This is a genomic window from Aeromonas sp. SCS5 (assembly GCF_001887375.1).
Taxonomy (GTDB): domain Bacteria; phylum Pseudomonadota; class Gammaproteobacteria; order Enterobacterales; family Aeromonadaceae; genus Aeromonas; species Aeromonas jandaei.
Genome location: NZ_LFCS01000016.1, coordinates 22,192 through 39,469, shown reverse-complemented (window position 1 = coordinate 39,469; position 17,278 = coordinate 22,192). Strand labels below are relative to the sequence as shown.

Genomic DNA, 17,278 nt, shown 5'->3' with positions numbered 1-17,278 from the left:
TGTGACAATCAAAACTGTACAGTAATACGGAATCGAATCATGAAACGTACTTTTCAACCGTCCAACCTGAAGCGCAAGCGCTCTCACGGTTTCCGCGCCCGCATGGCAACTGCCAACGGTCGTAAAGTTCTGGCCGCTCGTCGTGCCAAGGGTCGTGCCCGCCTGGTAGTCTAATGCCTACCCAGCACACCTTCTCTCGGGAGTTACGTCTGTTAACTCCCGAACACTTCAAACGCGTTTTCGCCGAGCCTGTCCGGGCTGCCTCTCCGCAGATTACTCTTCTCGCCTCTCCCAATTCGCTCGAACACCCTCGTCTTGGTCTCGCTGTGCCCAAAAAAGCACTCAAGCGTGCCGTTTGGCGTAACCGTGTCAAACGGGTGGTTCGGGAAAGTTTCCGCCTCAAACAACATCAGCTGCCCGCTATCGACATCGTGGTGATCGCCAAGGCCGGTGTGAAAGAGATGGATAACGAGGAACTGTTCAAGTTACTGGAAAAGCTATGGCGCACTCTGTCACGCCGTTGCAATGGGTAGCTATCAAACTGATACGTCTGTATCAGCTAATCATTAGTCCCCTGCTGGGGCCGCGCTGCCGTTTTACCCCGACTTGTTCCCAATTTGCGATAGAAGCAATCCGACTTCACGGTTTCATAAAAGGCGTTTGGTTAGCCAGCAAACGTCTATTAAAATGCCATCCCTTATCCGAGGGTGGTTATGACCCGGTTCCGCAACCAAAGCGAAGAAACTGAAGACTATGGAATCACAACGCAATCTACTCCTGATCGGTTTGCTGTTCGTGAGCTTTTTGCTCTGGCAACAGTGGGAGTCCGACAAGGCTCCCAAGCCGGCCCCGACTACCGTGGCCCAAACCGAACATTTCGTACCTGAAGCCGGTCAATCCGGTGATATTCCTCAGGTTTCCGAGCAAGCCAATGCGACTGCCGCACGCAAGCTGATCACCGTCTCCTCCGACGTGCTCAAGCTGACTCTGGATACCCAGGGTGGCGACATCGTCTCTGCTGAACTGCTGGCCCACAAGCTGGAAGAAGGCAAGGATCAACCGTTCGTACTGCTGACCAGCCAGCCTGAGCATCTTTATGTTGCCCAGAGCGGTCTGGTTGGTCGCGATGGTCCTGACAGCCAGGCCCAGGGTCGTCCCACCTATGAAGCCGCCCAGACAAGCTACCAGCTGGCTGATGGTCAGGATCAAGTCGTCGTACCGATGACCTGGACCGACAGCAAGGGCGTTGTCTTCACCAAGGAGTTCATCCTCAAGCGTGGTGACTATGCCGTTGGCGTCGACTACAAGATCGACAACAAATCCGCCGAGCCGGTACAGGTGCAGTTCTACGGTCAGCTGAAGCAGACCGTGGCGACTCCGAAAGACCAGCAAGGCCATGCCATGGTAGCCAGTGCTTACCGCGGCGGTGCCTTCTCCACTGAAGATACCCGCTACAAGAAGTACACCTTCGACGAGATGAAGGATGCCGACCTGAGCAAGACCACCAAGGGTGGTTGGGTCGCCATGCTGCAACACTACTTCGTCTCTGCTTGGGCTCCGAACGCAAACGATACCAACAGCTTCTACAGCCGTGTGATCCCGGGCAAAGGCCAGGCAATCATCGGTTACAAGGCGCCGATGGTTGACGTGGCTGCCGGTCAACAGGCCGAAGTGACCAGCAAACTGTGGGTTGGCCCCAAGCTGCAAGACCAGATGGCCAAGGTGGCAAACCACCTCGACCTGACCGTCGATTACGGCTGGCTGTGGTTCATCGCCCAACCGCTGCACTGGCTGCTGACCGTGTTCCACGGCTTCGTCCAGAACTGGGGTGTGGCCATCATCATGCTGACCCTGCTGGTGCGCGGCATCATGTTCCCGCTGACCAAGGCCCAGTACACCTCCATGGCCAAGATGCGCATGCTGCAACCCAAGATTGCGGCCCTGCGCGAGCGCTTCGGCGACGATCGCCAGAAGATGTCTCAGGGCATGATGGAGCTGTACAAGAAGGAGAAGGTCAACCCGCTGGGTGGCTGTCTGCCGATCCTGGTTCAGATGCCCATCTTCATTGCTCTCTACTGGGCACTGATGGAGTCTGTTGAGCTGCGCCACGCGCCGTTCGCCCTGTGGATCACCGACCTGTCAGTGAAGGACCCCTTCTTCGTGCTGCCAATCCTCATGGGTGCCTCCATGTGGTATCTGCAGAAGATGAGCCCGACCACCGTGACCGACCCGATGCAGCAGAAAGTGATGCAGTTCATGCCGATCATCTTCACTTTCATGTTCCTCTGGTTCCCGGCTGGTCTGACTCTCTACTGGCTGGTAAGCAACGTTATCTCCATCACCCAGCAGACCATCATCTATCGTCAGCTGGAGAAGAAAGGCCTGCACACTCGTAACTGATGCGCAGCTAATCTTCCCGTGATGACAAAAGAGGCGGCCTTCGGGCCGCCTTTTTTATTACAATGTCTCCCACTACGTTTTCCTATCAGCGAACAAACGAGCCAAGCAAGATGACTACAGATACGATCGTGGCCCAGGCCACCGCCCCCGGCCGTGGTGGCGTCGGCATAGTCCGGGTATCCGGCCCCGCCGCCGAACAGGTTGCCGAGATAGTGCTCGGTAAGTGCCCGCGGGTACGCTACGCCGAATATCTGCCGTTCAGGGATGAGCAAGGCGAAGTACTGGATCAGGGCATAGCCCTGCTGTTCAAGGCCCCCAACAGCTTCACCGGCGAAGATGTGCTGGAGCTGCAGGGCCACGGTGGCCCCGTCATCATGGACATGCTGATCCGCCGGATTCTGCAAATTGAAGGGATCCGCCCTGCTCGCCCCGGCGAGTTCAGCGAGCGCGCCTTCATCAACGACAAGCTGGATCTGGCCCAAGCCGAGGCGATAGCCGACCTTATTGAAGCCTCCAGCGAACAGGCTGCCCGCAGCGCCATGCACTCCCTGCAGGGGCAGTTCTCCAGCAAGATCCAGCAGCTGGTGGAAAACCTGACCCGGCTGCGTATCTATGTGGAAGCGGCCATCGACTTCCCAGACGAGGAGATCGATTTCCTCTCCGATGGCAAGGTGGCGGGCGACCTCTACGCCATCATGTCCGAGCTGGACGACGTGCGTGGTGAAGCCAAGCAGGGCGCCCTGCTGCGGGAAGGGATGAAGGTGGTGATCGCCGGTCGTCCCAACGCCGGCAAATCGAGTCTGCTCAACGCTCTGGCAGGCCGTGAGTCTGCCATCGTTACCGAGATTGCCGGTACCACCCGCGACGTGTTGCGCGAGCACATCCATCTCGATGGCATGCCGTTGCATATCATCGACACCGCCGGCCTGCGCGATACCCAGGACAAGGTGGAGCAGATCGGTATCGAGCGCGCCTGGGCCGAGATCGAGCAGGCCGATCGGGTGCTGTTTATGGTAGATGGCACCACCACAGACGCAGTCGACCCGCGCGAAATCTGGCCGGAATTTGTTGATCGGTTGCCAAAAAACATCGGTCTCACCGTCATTCGCAACAAAGCTGACCTGACTGGCGAAGATCTGGCACCGAGTCAGGAGCAGGGCCACGCAGTCTACCGCATCTCCGCCAAGACCGAGCTGGGGCTGCCCGCCCTGCGCGAGCACCTGAAGGCTTGCATGGGCTTCCAGGGCAACACCGAAGGGGGCTTTATGGCCCGCCGCCGCCATCTGGATGCACTGGAGCGCGCCGCTGAGCGCCTGCTGGTGGCCAAGGAGCAGCTGGAAGTGTTCGTGGCTGGCGAGCTGGTGGCCGAAGAGTTGCGCCTGGCGCAGGAGTCCCTCTCCGAGATCACCGGTGAATTCAGCTCCGACGATCTGCTGGGCCGCATCTTCTCCAGCTTCTGCATCGGCAAATAAGCTTGTACCGCAGACAAAAAAAGCCCGGGTTCGTCCCGGGCTTTTTTGTCTGTTTTTTGTCCACAAACCTAGAGGCGGCGAAGACACCACATGAAGTAAGCGCCCCCCAATAGGGTGGAGACCAGCCCGACCGACACCTCCTGCGGGAAGAGGATCTGCTGACCGACCCAGTCCGCCGATACCATCAACAAGGCGCCGGAAGCGGCGGCCCCAAGCAGGTGCCAGCGAGCCCGCACCAACCCCATCAACTTGGCCATATGTGGCGCCAGAAGACCAACGAACGAGAGCGGCCCGACCACCAGGGTGGCACTGGCGGTGAGCACGCCCACCAGCAGCAGGATGGCAAGCTGGGCACGGTTGAGGCGAATGCCAAGCGCGGTCGCTACAGCACTCCCCATCGGCAGCAGATCGAGCCAGCGGCTGACAAGCAGGCAGGCGGCCAGCATCAACAGCGCCAGCCCCACCAGCCCATAGGCCACCGACAGGGTGACGTAATAGGTGGAACCAGACATCCAGGCGAGCAGTTGCTGCACCCGCATGTCGCCGTTGGCCAGCGCGATAGCCTGCAGCGGCTCAAACAGTGCCGTGATGGCGATCCCTGAGAGCAGGATCCGCTCCGGCTGGAAGCCGTGCTTGCGATTGACCAGCACCAGCAGCAAGAGACAAGCGAAGGCACCGAGCAGGCCACCGGCCAGCATCAACGGCAGGGGCAATGCAGGCAGCAACAGCATCGTGGCTATCACCCCCATAAAGGTGCCGCCGCTCACCCCCAGCAGCTCCGGGCTCGCCATCGAGTTGTTGCTGACCCGCTGCAACAGAGTGCCCGCCAGCGCCAGCAGTACGCCAGCCGCCCCCGCAGCCAGAGTGCGCGGCAGTCGCCACTCCAGCTGGGCCTGCCAGCGCAGCCAACTTGGCCAACTCCAGCCCGTCATTCCCTGCCCAGCCAGCAGGGAGGCGACCACGGCCAGCAGCAGCCCGACCAGCAACAGGCCGATAAGGCGAGCCGGTGCCGAATGGCGAGCCACCAGCAGGCCGGCGTTAGCCTTCGGCGTACCCGACTTGATACCTAGGCGCGGGATCAGCCAGAGCAGCAGCGGCGCCCCCAGCAGGGCGGTCATGGCGCCGGTGGGGATCAAGACTGGCCAGAAGCGGCTCAGGCTCTGCAGCAGCAGATCGGTCGCCGCCAGCAGCAGGGCACCGAGGATCGGAGCCCACAGCAGCCGCTGGCCGAGCTGGCGGATCCCGAGCAGCCGCACCATGGCGGGCGCTGCCAACCCGATAAAGCCGATCAGCCCCACCACGCTCACCACGCAAGCGGTGACAAACACCGCCAGCCCCAGTCCGGCAAAACGCAGATGCTGCAGGGAGACCCCCAGACTGCGGGCGCTGGCATCATCCAGCTCCAGCACCGCCAGCGGGCGCACCAGTACTGCGGCCAGCAAAGCGGCTGCCAGCAGGCGGGGCAACAGGTAACTCACCCCGCTCCAGCTGTTCTGCACTAGCGAGCCACTACCCCACACCAGCAAGCCTTTCAGCTCCTCCTGAAAGAACAGCAAGAGCCCCATGCTGATGGCCGCCAGATAGAGGTTGATCACCAGCCCGGCAAAGACGATGACCACCGGATTGAGCTGGCGACGCCAGGCCAGGGCAAACACCAGTGCCATCGCAAGGCTGCCGCCGGCCATGGCGATCCACTCCCGCCCCAGCAGCAACCAGGAGGGGGCAAACAGGGTCACCATCATCAACGCCAATTGGGCACCGGAGGCCACCCCCAAGGTGGTCGGTGACGCGAGCGGGTTGCGCAGCACCTGCTGCATCAGGGTGCCCGCCAGCCCGAGCGCCGCCCCGGCCAACAGGGTGACAGCCAAGCGAGGTAGCCAGCTGAAATGCACCACCGCTTGGCTGACATCATCCAGATTGGGGGCTAAGAGGCTCTGCCACCAGAGCGCACCGGGCAGCTGGCGAGCCAGCTCCCAATACGCGAGCGAGATGGTCAACCCCAGCAGGATCGAGACTGGCCGCAGCAGCGGCGATGTGAGCAGTCGCTTCATCGGCTAGCCTCCATACGCTCGACATCTTGCAGCAATGCATCGCTGAGCAGACCGGCGAAACGGCGGGCGGCCAATACGCCGCCAAAACTCCAGACCGCAGGCAGATGCAGCACGGGCGCCTGCCGTACCAGCGGCAGATGCTGCCACAGCCCAGGCTCCTGCAGCCGTTCGCTCACCCCTACCGGGATGGGATCGACCACCACCAGCCGCGCGGTTGGCAAGGTCATAAACTGCTCGATGCTGACCACCGAGAAACCCCAGTTATTGGTCTGATTCTGCCAGCCATTGCGCAGCCCAAGCCGCGTCATCACCGCATCGAACAGGCTATGACGACCAAACACCCGCACATGGCGCTCATCGATAAACTGCACCACCAGCAGGGGCGGCAGATCCGCAGGCAATCCGGCCTGCATACTGGCGAGATCCCGATCCAGCCCGGCCAGCAGCCGTTCGCCCTCGGCGGTTTTGCCCACCATACGGGCGAGAGTCAGGGTCACCTCGTGCAGCCGCTGCCATAGATCGGTTTGCCCATCATAGAGGGCGATGGTACTCACCGGTGCAATGCGGGAAAGAGTTGGCGCCAGCGGGGCCGCCAGCGGCGAGATGAGGATGCGATCGGGTTTGAGCTCTGCCAGCAGCTCACGGTTGGGCTGGGTGCGCAGGCCGATATCCACCACTCCGGCAGGTAGCCGTGGCTCGCCGACCCATGCCTGATAGGGGCCTGCATCCCCAACGGCCAGCGGCGTCACCCCGAGTGCCAGCAGGGTCTCGGCGATGGTCCAGTCGACGGTGGCGATACGGGGTAGCGGCGCAGAGGCGCTCGGAGATGTTTCGGCCTGCGCCGCAAGTGGCAGCAGCAGGCTGACGAGACAAGGAGCCATCTTCAATAAAAGGTTCAAGGATGCCCCCGGTCAGACGATGGCGATGGGATGAGCATGAGCCGGGTGGCGCATGACCTCCATCGGAATGCCATAGATGGCGTGCAGAGTCTCGCTAGTCATGATCCCCTCAGGTTCGCCGTGGGTGAGCAGGCGGCCGGAGTGGAGCGCCACCAGCCGATCGCAGAAGCGGGAGGCCATATTGATGTCGTGAATGACGATGATGACCCCGAGGTTTAGCTGACGGCTCAACTGCTTGACGAGCGTCAGCACCTCCACCTGATGGGCCACGTCCAGCGCGGCCAGCGGCTCGTCCAGCAGGATGAAGCGGCTCTCCTGGGCCAGCAGCATCGCCAGCCAGACCCGCCCCCGCTCGCCGCCGGAGAGGGTATCCACCAGCCGATCGGCAAAGCGTTCGGTATGGGTAAGGGCGATGGCCCGATCGACCTGACGGTGATCCTCCGCCCCCATCCGGCCCAGCAGGCCACGCCAGGGGTAGCGGCCCATCTCCACCAGCTCCCGCCCGAGCAGATTCTCGGCGCTCGGCAGATGCTGGGGCAGATAGGCCACCTGACGGGCAAACTCCCGGTTGCCCCAGTCGGGCAGCGGCTTGCCATCGAACAGGATCTCGCCGTCGCTGAGGGGTTGCTGGCGAGCCAGCAGCTTGAGCAGGGTCGATTTGCCCGAACCATTGTGGCCGATGAGGCCATAGACCTGCCCCTGCTCGAAACGCAGGTCGGTGGAGTGCAGCAGCGTGCGGTCATTGACCGTGAAGCTGGCTGATTTCATCTCAAACATAAGCAATTCCTGTGCTGGCTTGCCGCCAATCTCATCGGTGCCGGTATCAAGCCGGCACCTCGCAATCCAGATGGGCGATCGCATCGCGGCTCACTTCGGCGCGGCGCGCCCCGGTCAGCTCAGTGAGCTGGCCCTGGCGCATCTCCAGCAGGCGATCGGCCAGCGGGAAGTAGTGATCGTCGTGACTGATGGCAATCACCGTCTTGCCCATCTCCTTGAGGCGCGGCAACAGCACCTGATAGAAGATGCGGCGGAACTGGGGATCCTGATCCGCAGCCCACTCGTCGAACAGCATCACCTCGCGCTGCTCGGCCAGCGCCAGCAGCAGGGCGACCCGCTTGCGCTGCCCTTGGGAGAGATCGATATCGGCGATAAAGCCATGCTCAATGGTGAGCTTGCTGCCCATCTGCAACAGCTCCAGCCACTCGGCCACCAGCTCATCCTTGGGTTCCGGCCCCAGCAGGTGCTGGAACAGGTGATAGTCGGTGAAGATGGCGGAGAAGAGCGCCAGATAGCCGTTGCGATCGGTGATCGGCTCACCATCCAGCAGGATCCTGCCCGATACCGGCTGGTAAAGGCCGGTCAGCAGCATGGCCAGCGTCGACTTGCCGGATCCGTTGCCACCGATGATGAAGATCTGCTCCCCCTTTTCGATGACCAGATCGATGGGACCGACCGCAAAACCGCCCTCCCCCTGATAGTGAAAGCTCACCTGCTCCAGCTCGATACGCTGCCAGGGGCGGATGGCGGGCGGCAGCGGGAAGTCCGCATCCGGCTCGGCCAGATTGAGGGCGGCGATCTTGTCGAACGCCACCTGAGCGGCAAGCAGGGTCGGCAGGGCGCCAATCCCCTGCAACAGCGGGGTGCGCAGGAACAGCAGGGTCAGCGCAAAGGTGGCGGCCACATTGGTGTTGGCCCAGCCAAGGCCGTTAGCCAGAAAGAAGACCAGACCGATGGCCCCCAGCATCATGATATTCGACCAGTTCACCGCGCTAAGGTGATAGGTGTCGGCGCGAATGATCTGCTGGCGGTAGTCACGGGCATTTTGCTCATAGAGCTGGTGGTAAACGAAGTGAGCCCGCTCGCGGTTGAGCGCCAGCTCCTTGCTGCCAGCGATGATGGCCTGATAGTTCTGATAGAGCCGATCTTCGGCCTGACGCATGTGGGAGAGATGGCGATAAACACGGTTCACCAGCAGCCAGCCCACCACCATGGTGACGGTGACCCAGAGCGCGGTCACCCCGAGCAGAGCGGGAGAGAGCCAGCCGAGGTAAAGGGCAGAACCCAGCGTGAGCACCAGCCCCTGCACCAGCTCAGGCAGGCGCACGAAGGCAATGGTGATCTGGCCGATATCGCTGGAGAGGGAGGCCTGCAGCGGCCCCTGACCAATCTGGCGGATGCGGGCGACATCGGTATCCAGCAGTTGCTTGAGCAGACGGCCTCGCAACCGGTAGACAAAATGGTGACCGAGAGTGGTCAGGGCCAGCTGAGATCCGAGTGTGATCACCAGCAGCAGCACTATCAGGCCGACCAGCTGACCGAGGATCGGCAGCGGATCACCTATAGATTCGATAAGAGACTGATTGATAAAAGCAATGACACCAATCCCGCTGACGGCACTGAGCAGACTGAGCAGGGTGATGGCGATAAAGGGCCAACGATATTGGCGATAAACCAGAGACAAGAGTTCCATAACGGACCGGTATTCCAGAGAGATCAGAACAACTGCGGGTGAAAAGAAGGGCGGGAATCCGGTTCCCGCCCGACTTCGATTACCAGCGGTAGTTGATGCTGCCCACTACGCTGCGCGGCTCGCCGTAGTAGCAGTAATAGTCACAACTGGCCACGTAGGTTTCACCCAGCAGGTTGTTGACGTTGAGCTGGGCACGCCAGTTCTTGGCAAAGTCATACCCGATCATCGCATCCCAGACGGTATGGGCCGGCACCTCGGCAGAGCCGTAGATGGGGGTGTAGTCCGCATTCGCGGCGCCAATACCCACGCTGGAACCGATATAACGTACACCGGTACCCAGCTCCAGACCCGAAGCCACCCCTTGCTGCACCTTGTAGTTGCCCCAGAAGGAGGCCTGGTGGCGAGGGATCAGGCTGGCACGGCGATCGCCACTGCCGGTGTCGTTGGTTTTGGCATCGGTGTAGGTATAAGCAGCGGTCAGACGCAGCGCATCGGTCACCTGCACGCTCCCTTCCAGCTCAACCCCCTGAGAGGTCACTTCACCCGCCTGGGTCTGCTGGCCGGAACCGGTAGAGACCAGCGAGTTGGTCTGGGCCAGATCGAACAGCGCCAGATTGATGTAACCGTCGAGGAAGGCAGGCGCATACTTCACGCCTGTCTCGTAGAGCTTGCCCTTGAGCGGCTTGTAGGAACTCTTGGTGTTGGGATCTATCCCCGGCAGCACCTCGAACGACTCGGCATAGGCAAAGTAGGGAGAGAGGCCGTTGTCAGCCAGATACATCAGGCTGCCCGAGAGGGATAGCTCGTGATCGTACTGGCGCTCGTCCTTGCTGGTATTGGTGTTGTGGGTCTCCACATAGTCAAAACGGCCACCACCAGTCAGCAACCAGCGATCGTCCCAGCGGATCTGGTGCTGGGCATAGAGACCGCTCTGGCCCTTGCTGCTCTTCTGGTGAGTAGCAGTCGACTCGTCAAAACTGGGGAAGCCGCTGTAATCCGGGTTCATGGTATTGATTGAGCCCATACCGTAGTTGTCGGCCTCGACCCCTTCATTGACGTGACGCTGCAGATCTACCCCCAGCAGCAAGGTCTGCTCGGTGCTGTCGGTGTTCCAGTAGCCCACCATCTGGTTGTCCATAGTGGCACTCTTGGTATTGCCATCGCGGTAAACCAGGCCACGACTGGCGGTTGTGCCTTCATAGGTCGGGAAGATATAGGTCTGGCGCAGCAGCAGATCGTTGTAGTTGAAGCGGACGTTCTGCTTGAACTCCCAGCTCTGGTTGAGCTGGTGGGCCAGCTCATAACCGGTGGAGATCTGGGTATTGCGGTTGCGATCGTAATCCGGCTGGCTCAGGTTGGTTGAGGGATCAGTCTGGCCACCTGACGTATTCAGGGTGCCATAGACCGGGAAAAAGCCGTTGGTCGGGACCCCTTCGTCGTGCAGGAAGCTGGCCAGCAGGGTCAGGCGGGTACGATCCGAAAGATCGAAGGTGACGCTCGGCGCCAGATAAACCCGATCGTTGTAAGTACCGGTAAGCACCCCATCACGCTCTTTATAAAGAGCAACCATGCGGTAACGGCTGTTGTCGGAGAGCGCGTCAGATACGTCCACCCCGACTTGACGATGATCCCGGCTGCCAAGCTGCAGATCCACCTGCCCTTGCGGCGTGGCGGTCGGCCGCTTGCTGATGGCATTGATCACCCCGCCCGGAGGCGCCTCACCGTAAAGGATCGAGGCAGGCCCCTTTAGCACTTCCACACTCTCCAGACCGAACGGTTCCGGCGTCCAGACGTAGTAGCCGGTGCCAAACAAGCGGTTGCCATCCAGATAAGAGGCGGCATCGAAGCCACGCACCTTGAACCAGTCGGTGTTGTTGTCTGAGCCATAGAGGCCGGTCAATACGCCGGAACGGTAGCGAATCGCTTCATCCAGCTGCAACACGGCGTGCTGATCCAGTTCCTCGCGATTAACCACGGAGACGGCGCGAGGGGTCTCGGCCATCGGCACTTCCACCTTCATGGCCGTACCTGTCACCACCATGGTTTCGCTGGCTTTGGGCAGCTCAGCGGTGGTTTGTTCGGCCATCAGCGGCAGGGAGACGAGCAAACCGGAGAGCGAAAGCACGCCGAAGGCGCCCTTCTTGCCAGGTCCTATAGTGTATTTTTGCGCAATCATATTAAAGTCTCGTTTATCAATGAGTTATGTTGTTTTAATTGTTATTTGTGGTCGTTTGTCACGACATCACCCTGTTCCATGGGCGAATAAAGCAGCGCAATCCTACTACAGGAGCCGTGATCGAATCGATTCAATAATTGCTAATCATTTGCATCTACATTGTTATCTAGCTGCATCGTTGGCAGGATTTCGCGGGAGATGGGAGCCATCAGGAGAGCTATGAGCGGAGAAGAAAATGGAGAGGAATATAAAGAAGCAGAAAAAAGATCGGCAGGATGGATCCGGTGGCATTATCTGACTGGATCCATTATCCCCAAGCTTTATCCATATTTATCCACATCCTTTGGAGTTAGAATCCGGCTTCGCCTCTTTTCTCTGAATCAGGATCCATTCCATGGCAAAACTCAATATCGTCGTCGGTTCCATGCTGGGGGCCGCCGAATATGTCGCCGATCATGTGGCCAATCTGCTGGAACAGGCGGGTCACCAGACCCGGATCCACAACCCCGCATCGCTGACCGAGGTACTGGATGAGCCCGGATCCATCCTGCTGGTGGTCACTTCCACCCATGGTGCCGGGGATGTGCCCGACAACCTGCAGCCCTTCGCCAAGGATCTTGCCGAGCAGCATCCGGATCTTAACTCACTGAAATATGGAGTGATCGCTCTTGGTGACAGCAGTTATGACACCTTCTGTCAGGGCGGCAAGACAGTGGATCGGCTGCTGGCCGAGTGTGGTGCCAGCCGGATCGGCGAACGGCTCGACATCGATGTAACCCGTTACGAGATACCGGAAGATGCGGCAGAAGCCTGGATCCATAACTGGATGACCATGATCGCCTGATCACTCACGGGAGATCCGCAATAAAAGTGCGATCTCCCGACTTATCCCCAGATCGGCTATCCACCAGGTTATTAACAGCTGGATCTTGCCAAGTTGTTCTACACGGTTACCCACAGCAATCCATATAAATGTGCATAACTACAGGTTTAACCTCTGTAAAACCTATAGTTATCCTATGAATGAGATCTTGTTCAGGTTTGCACTGTGCATAAAAGTCAGGGTTGTCCCACGGTTCAAGGAGCCAGGATCCAAGCTTTTCCACAAGCTGGGATCGCCTTTAACTGAATGATCTTTATGATCAAAAAGTGCTTATCAACAGATCTGGCTGATCCTAATAAAAGATCCAGTAAAAGATCGATCTAAAGATCCTTAAGATCTATTTAGTGGATCCTCTCTTCATACTGAACGTTAAGTAGACGTTCCCCTCAGGGCGTGAAACAGATAGAATGTTCCGCCTTTTAGCCCAGGCAAATACAGATCTTCAGGCGTGCAGATCAAGGTGATCCCAATGCAATACCATGAACAATTTGATGTGATCGTCGTCGGTGGCGGTCATGCCGGAACCGAAGCAGCAACAGCGGCAGCCCGTATGGGCATGAATACCCTGTTGCTGACCCACAATATCGATACGCTGGGGCATATGTCCTGCAACCCGGCGATCGGCGGGATCGGCAAGGGACACCTGGTCAAGGAAGTTGACGCTCTCGGCGGGATCATGGCGCGTGCCATCGATCTTGGCGGGATCCAGTTCCGCACTCTCAACTCATCCAAAGGGCCGGCTGTACGTGCTACCCGCGCTCAGGCTGATCGCCTGCTTTACAAGGCTGTCGTGCGCCAGATGCTGGAGAACTACCCCAACCTGAAGATCTTCCAGCAAGCCTGTGACGATCTCATCATGGACGGGGATCGTGTTGCCGGTGTGGTGACCCAGAGCGGGATCCGCATTAGCGGCAAGACTGTGGTGTTGACCGTAGGCACCTTCCTGAATGGTTTGATCCATATCGGGATGGAGAACTACAAGGGCGGCCGTGCCGGGGATCCTCCCTCGATCGCCCTCGCTCAGCGCCTGCGCGAACTGCCGCTGCGCATCGATCGCCTCAAGACCGGCACACCGCCCCGCATCGATGCCCGCAGCGTCGATTTCTCCGTAATGCAGGAGCAGCACGGTGACGATCCGCGTCCGGTATTCTCTTTCATCGGTGATGCCAGCCAGCATCCCCGTCAGGTGCCTTGCTACGTAACTCATACCAACGAGCGCACCCACGATGTGATCCGCAATAACCTGGATCGCAGCCCCATGTACGCCGGGGTGATCGAAGGGATTGGCCCGCGCTACTGCCCGTCGATCGAGGACAAGATCACCCGCTTTGCCGACAAGACTGCGCACCAGATCTTTGTCGAGCCGGAAGGCCTGACCACCCACGAGCTTTACCCGAACGGGATCTCCACCAGCTTGCCGTTTGACGTGCAGGTGCAGATCGTTCGCTCCGTGCGTGGCTTCGAGAATGCCCACATCACCCGCCCGGGTTATGCCATCGAGTACGATTTCTTCGATCCGCGGGATCTCAAGGCCAACATGGAGAGCAAGTGCATTCCAAACCTGTTCTTCGCTGGCCAGATCAACGGGACGACCGGTTACGAAGAGGCTGCGGCACAAGGCCTGATGGCTGGTCTGAACGCGGCCCTGCGTGCGCAGGACAAGGATCCATGGAATCCGCGTCGGGATCAGGCCTACATGGGGGTGATGATGGACGATCTCTCTACCCTGGGTACCCGCGAGCCCTATCGCATGTTCACCAGTCGTGCCGAATATCGCCTGCTGCTGCGTGAAGACAACGCCGATATCCGCCTGACCACCATCGGTCGCGAACTGGGTCTGGTGGATGACGAGCGCTGGAGCAAGTTCAACGCCAAGATGGAACAGGTCGAGCTGGAGCGTCAGCGTATGCGCTCGACCTGGATCCACCCGCAGCATCCGTCACTGGAGGCGGTCAACGCCCTGGTCAACACCCCGCTGACGCGCGAACAGAGCCTGGAAGAGCTGCTGCGCCGTCCGGAAGTGACCTACGATGCCCTGATGACCATCGAAGGGATCGGCCCTGCTGTGGCGGATCCTGCCGCTGCCGAGCAGGTGGAAATCCAGATCAAGTACGCCGGTTACATCGATCGTCAGCAGGACGAAGTGGAGAAGCAGCTGCGCAACGAGAACACCCTGTTGCCGCTGGATCTCGACTATCGCGATGTGAATGGCCTCTCCAACGAGGTGAAAGCCAAGCTCAACGATGCCAAGCCGCAGACCATCGGTCAGGCTTCCCGTATCTCCGGCATCACCCCGGCGGCCATCTCCATTCTGCTGGTGCACCTGAAAAAACACGGCCTGCTGCGTAAAACCGCCTGAGGATTCTTACCGTTGGAAAATATGCTGGAAAGATTGAACGGCCTGCTCATGCAGGCCGGAATTGTTATCACCGATACCCAAAAGAGCCAACTGGTGCAGCTGGTCGAGTTGCTGCACAAGTGGAACAAGGCTTACAATCTCACCTCGGTTCGTGATCCGGACGCCATGCTGGTCAAGCATATCCTCGACAGTCTGGTGGTAAGCCCCCACTTGCACGGGGAGCGCTTCATCGATGTGGGGACCGGTCCCGGCTTGCCTGGACTGCCGCTGGCCATCATCAACCCGGACAAGCAGTTCGTTCTGCTGGACAGTCTGGGCAAACGGATCAACTTCATCCGCCAGGTCATTCTGGAGCTGGGGTTGACCAATGTGACGCCGATCAAATCCCGGGTGGAAGAGTATCAACCCGAAGTCGGGTTTGATGGTGTACTCAGCAGAGCGTTCGCTTCGCTGGAGGACATGCTGAGCTGGTGTCACCACCTGCCGTCAGAACAGGGCAGCTTCCTCGCGCTCAAGGGACAATATCCCGCAGAGGAGCTGGCCCAGTTGCCTGCCAATATCCGTCTGGTAGCCTGTCATGAGTTGCGGGTGCCGGAGCTGGAAGGCGAACGTCATCTGCTGGAATTCAAACATATCCAGCCCGAATAGGGTCGCAGTTTCATTTAGGGGATAGTGTGGGAAAAGTCATTGCCATAGCCAACCAGAAGGGTGGAGTGGGTAAAACCACCACCTGTGTGAACCTGGCCGCCTCCATGGCCGCCACCCGGCGCAAGGTGCTGGTGATCGATCTGGATCCGCAGGGCAATGCCACCATGGGCAGCGGCGTCGACAAGTACGAAGTCGAGCGCACCGCCTATGAGCTGCTGATCGAAGATGCCCCCATCAGCGAGGTGATCATCCCCGAAACTTCCGGTGGCTATCACCTGATCGCCGCCAATGCCGACGTGACCGCAGCCGAAATCCGCCTGATGGAGTTTTTCGCCCGCGAGATCCGCCTGCGCAATGCGCTGGCCTCGGTGCGGGACAAGTACGACTACGTCTTTATCGACTGTCCCCCTTCCCTCAACATGCTGACCGTGAATGCCATGGCCGCTGCCGACTCCGTGCTGGTGCCCATGCAGTGCGAATACTATGCGCTGGAAGGGCTCACCGCCCTGGTCGACACCATCAGCAAGCTGGCCGCCGTGGTCAATCCTGATCTCAAGATCGAAGGGGTGCTGCGTACCATGTACGATCACCGCAACCGGCTGGCCAATGATGTGTCCGATCAGCTAAAACAGCACTTCGGCGACAAGGTCTACCGCACCATCATTCCCCGCAACGTCAGACTGGCGGAGGCGCCGAGCTTCGGTGCGCCGGCCATGCACTATGACAAATCATCGGTGGGCGCCAAGGCCTACCTGGCTCTGGCTGGCGAGATCCTGCGCCGCCAGGAGCAGGAACGTCAGGCGACCATCGCAGACCGAGAGAGCGTATGACTCCGAAAAAACGTGGACTGGGCAAGGGGCTGGATGCTCTGCTCAGTACCAGCACGGCTGCCCGCCAGAAACAGGTGATGAGCGATCAACGTACCGAGCAGGCCATGGCACCCACCAATCAGGGTGAGCTGCGCAAGCTGCCGGTCGAGTGGCTGCACTCGGGCAAGTATCAGCCACGCAAGGACATGTCGCAGGATGCGCTGGAAGAGCTGGCCAACTCCATCCGCGCCCAGGGGGTGATCCAGCCCATCGTGGTGCGCCCGGTCGCCGAACACTCTTTTGAAATCATCGCTGGCGAGAGGCGCTGGCGCGCGTCCCAGCTGGCCCGACTTGAAGTGGTACCCTGTATCGTCAAGGATGTACCTGACGAAGCTGCGGTGGCCATCGCGCTGATTGAGAACATCCAGCGCGAAGATCTCAACGCCATCGAAGAGGCGGTCGCCCTGCAGCGACTGCTGACCGAATTTGAACTCACCCACCAGCAGGTGGCCGAGGCGGTGGGCAAGTCCCGCACCACGGTGACCAACCTGTTGCGTCTCAACCAGCTCAACGATGACGTGAAGCGTTTCGTCGAGCATGGCGATCTCGACATGGGCCATGCCCGTGCCCTGCTGGCCCTGAGTGGCCAGGCCCAGTCCGAACTGGCCAAGCTGGTTGCCCAGAAAGGGCTGACTGTGCGTGATACCGAAAAGCTGGTGCAAAAGGCGCTGGAGCCGGCAAAAGCCAGGGTCGAACCGGTCCGCGATCCCCAGTTCGGTTACCTGGAGCGTCAGCTGGCTGAAAAAATTGGCAATCAGGTACAACTTCAGCCTGGCAAGCGGGATAGCGGAAAGTTAGTAATTAGTTACGAGAACTTGTCCGATTTGGACCGCATATTGGGCTATTTTGGCGTGTCGGAATCGTGATTTTTACGCTTTTTGTAGTAATAAAACATCCATTCCTTTTGATATGGGCATAACCCTGATTTTGCGCTGAAAGCCGCAAAAATTAAGGATTTTTGTCATATTGCAATAGTGGCCCTCAAGGGTATAATTTGACCGGCTTTTAGAGCTGTTAACATGGGGTCTTCGGATCCCGATTTTTTACAGTT

Annotated in this window: 15 protein-coding genes; 10 read left to right on the top strand and 5 right to left on the bottom strand. The window is 59.4% G+C overall.

From position 1 onward, the window contains the following. Positions 1 to 39: 39 nt before the first annotated feature. The 5 genes from rpmH to mnmE all read left to right on the top strand — a co-directional run bounded on the left by rpmH (position 40) and on the right by mnmE (position 3,872). Positions 40 to 174 carry a 50S ribosomal protein L34 gene (gene rpmH / locus BS300_RS18520; RefSeq protein WP_005307156.1) on the top strand — a complete coding sequence of 45 codons (135 nt, stop codon included), beginning with the start codon at positions 40 to 42 and terminating at the stop codon, positions 172 to 174. Further along, complete coding sequence (gene rnpA / locus BS300_RS18515) at positions 174 to 533, top strand: ribonuclease P protein component (protein WP_005342318.1); 360 nt, start codon at positions 174 to 176, stop codon at positions 531 to 533. Before rpmH ends, rnpA begins: the two co-directional genes overlap by 1 nt. Next, positions 500 to 748 (top strand): membrane protein insertion efficiency factor YidD, encoded by a 249-nt coding sequence (gene yidD, locus BS300_RS18510; protein WP_010672280.1) that lies wholly within the window; start codon positions 500 to 502, stop codon positions 746 to 748. The genes rnpA and yidD overlap by 34 nt, the downstream gene beginning before the upstream one ends. Positions 749 to 753: 5 nt before the next feature. Beyond that, a complete protein-coding gene (gene yidC / locus BS300_RS18505) occupies positions 754 to 2,400 on the top strand; it encodes a membrane protein insertase YidC (RefSeq protein ID WP_041210478.1) in 1,647 nt (548 codons plus the stop codon). A 110-nt stretch (positions 2,401 to 2,510) separates the two neighbouring features. Then, positions 2,511 to 3,872, top strand: coding sequence for a tRNA uridine-5-carboxymethylaminomethyl(34) synthesis GTPase MnmE (gene mnmE, locus BS300_RS18500; RefSeq protein WP_071914522.1), 1,362 nt, complete (start codon positions 2,511 to 2,513; stop codon positions 3,870 to 3,872). A gap of 68 nt (positions 3,873 to 3,940) precedes the next feature. Here the strand turns inward: mnmE and fhuB are convergent, their stop codons facing one another. From fhuB to BS300_RS18475, 5 genes are all read right to left on the bottom strand, one after another. Then, positions 3,941 to 5,923 carry a Fe(3+)-hydroxamate ABC transporter permease FhuB gene (fhuB, locus tag BS300_RS18495; protein ID WP_071914520.1) on the bottom strand — a complete coding sequence of 661 codons (1,983 nt, stop codon included), beginning with the start codon at positions 5,921 to 5,923 and terminating at the stop codon, positions 3,941 to 3,943. Then, complete coding sequence (locus tag BS300_RS18490) at positions 5,920 to 6,804, bottom strand: ABC transporter substrate-binding protein (RefSeq protein ID WP_071914603.1); 885 nt, start codon at positions 6,802 to 6,804, stop codon at positions 5,920 to 5,922. Before BS300_RS18490 ends, fhuB begins: the two co-directional genes overlap by 4 nt. A 30-nt stretch (positions 6,805 to 6,834) precedes the next feature. After that, the gene (locus tag BS300_RS18485) at positions 6,835 to 7,599 is read right to left on the bottom strand and encodes an ATP-binding cassette domain-containing protein (RefSeq protein ID WP_071914518.1); all 765 of its coding nucleotides are present in this window, start codon (positions 7,597 to 7,599) and stop codon (positions 6,835 to 6,837) included. 46 nt (positions 7,600 to 7,645) lie between these two features. Next, the gene (locus BS300_RS18480; protein WP_071914516.1) at positions 7,646 to 9,292 is read right to left on the bottom strand and encodes a multidrug ABC transporter permease/ATP-binding protein; all 1,647 of its coding nucleotides are present in this window, start codon (positions 9,290 to 9,292) and stop codon (positions 7,646 to 7,648) included. A 79-nt stretch (positions 9,293 to 9,371) separates the two neighbouring features. After that, positions 9,372 to 11,468, bottom strand: a complete 2,097-nt coding sequence (locus BS300_RS18475; RefSeq protein ID WP_071914513.1) for a TonB-dependent siderophore receptor — start codon at positions 11,466 to 11,468, stop codon at positions 9,372 to 9,374. 394 nt (positions 11,469 to 11,862) lie between these two features. Between BS300_RS18475 and mioC the strand changes: the two genes are divergently transcribed. The 5 genes from mioC to BS300_RS18450 all read left to right on the top strand — a co-directional run bounded on the left by mioC (position 11,863) and on the right by BS300_RS18450 (position 17,093). Further along, complete coding sequence (gene mioC / locus BS300_RS18470; RefSeq protein ID WP_071914511.1) at positions 11,863 to 12,312, top strand: FMN-binding protein MioC; 450 nt, start codon at positions 11,863 to 11,865, stop codon at positions 12,310 to 12,312. A 508-nt stretch (positions 12,313 to 12,820) separates the two neighbouring features. Further along, positions 12,821 to 14,710, top strand: coding sequence for a tRNA uridine-5-carboxymethylaminomethyl(34) synthesis enzyme MnmG (gene mnmG, locus BS300_RS18465; protein ID WP_071914509.1), 1,890 nt, complete (start codon positions 12,821 to 12,823; stop codon positions 14,708 to 14,710). A 21-nt stretch (positions 14,711 to 14,731) separates the two neighbouring features. Then, positions 14,732 to 15,358: a 16S rRNA (guanine(527)-N(7))-methyltransferase RsmG gene (gene rsmG / locus BS300_RS18460; RefSeq protein WP_033115246.1), complete on the top strand. Its 627-nt coding sequence runs from the start codon at positions 14,732 to 14,734 to the stop codon at positions 15,356 to 15,358. Between the two features lie 26 nt (positions 15,359 to 15,384). Next, positions 15,385 to 16,188 (top strand): ParA family protein, encoded by an 804-nt coding sequence (locus tag BS300_RS18455; RefSeq protein WP_033115245.1) that lies wholly within the window; start codon positions 15,385 to 15,387, stop codon positions 16,186 to 16,188. Then, complete coding sequence (locus BS300_RS18450; RefSeq protein WP_042031087.1) at positions 16,185 to 17,093, top strand: ParB/RepB/Spo0J family partition protein; 909 nt, start codon at positions 16,185 to 16,187, stop codon at positions 17,091 to 17,093. The genes BS300_RS18455 and BS300_RS18450 overlap by 4 nt, the downstream gene beginning before the upstream one ends. The last annotated feature ends 185 nt before the right edge of the window (positions 17,094 to 17,278 follow it).